The following is a 1,023-nucleotide window of genomic DNA, read 5'->3' on the forward strand; positions in this document are numbered from 1 at the left end:
AAGTGGTGGCCGTCGCGGCGAGTCGGGGCGGATGGGGTGACGAGTTGGCAAGGCTAATGGTTGCGGCGGCGCCCAACAAAGCGTTGCAGCGGAGGCCGTGAGTGCGGTAGTCATCGGTAGCGGAATGCCGCTCACGGCCCCCCTGAACGCGGGCGTTAGGTTTCCATAAGCCAAGTCCCAGAGGCGATGGAGGAGTTGAGAATAATGGATAACGAAGTAGACATCATCAGAAAACTTCGATCTCACATTTCAAGTCAACAACGCCTTTACATCATCAGTCAATTGGCCAACCTCTCTAGCCTGACCGCCCTTGAAGAACTCATTAAAGTTGCGAAAAGATCGCGAAGACAATGGAATTCATTTCGAAGGTTTACTGTGGAGGATCAACTTTCAGCCCTGTCAGCACTGGGAAAAACACGAAGCAGAATCGCCTTGACATACTTAAGAAGACTGATTGCGAAGGAAAGAGTGATAACGGCTGAATACTGGATTTATCAAGGGATTGATCCCGCGTCAAACGGATTCGTCGTTGAAATCAAGTTTCCGGATGCGCCAAGAGCAATCAGAAAGCTACTCAACGTGCGTTTTGATATATCCGCTGGCTCCTGGCAGCAAATAAGCTTGTCCGAAGCGGCTGAAGAAGCCAAGTCTAGGTTGATCAAGGAAAATACCTGTTATCAAGTGGTGATCAACTCAATCAAGGAACTAGAGACAACCATCTCCTAAGATTGAGCTAGCACTGATAACGCGAGGGGAAACCTAACAATGCGTTGCAGCGGAGGCCGTGAAGCACGTTTCTTATACTTCGACCAATGCCGCTCACGGCCCCGCTGAACGCGGGCGTTAGGCCACCCATCGAATTACTCAGGGACAAATTGAAAAAAGTAAATGGGAAGGTTGGACATCTACCTCAGGCTCTGGTTTTATCACCTCCTACCGGCACTGGCGCTTTCTTTGCCGATCTGGCTCCGCGCTCACGACCGTGCTAAGTGGGTATGGTGGGACTTCAGCGTTCTTGTATTC

Annotated in this window: 1 protein-coding gene; it reads left to right on the forward strand. The window is 50.6% G+C overall.

The features are described from left to right. Positions 1-204 precede the first annotated feature (204 nt). Positions 205-726, forward strand: a complete 522-nt coding sequence (locus VJ464_08175; protein ID HKQ05091.1) for a hypothetical protein — start codon at positions 205-207, stop codon at positions 724-726. Positions 727-1,023 lie beyond the last annotated feature (297 nt).

It is taken from the genome of Blastocatellia bacterium (genome assembly GCA_035275065.1).
In the GTDB taxonomy this organism is placed as follows: domain Bacteria; phylum Acidobacteriota; class Blastocatellia; order UBA7656; family UBA7656; genus DATENM01.

Excerpts from the sequence above, each read along its gene's own strand:
- VJ464_08175 (HKQ05091.1), top strand. The coding sequence starts at position 205 with ATGGATAACGAAGTAGACATCATCAGAAAACTTCGATCTCACATTTCA.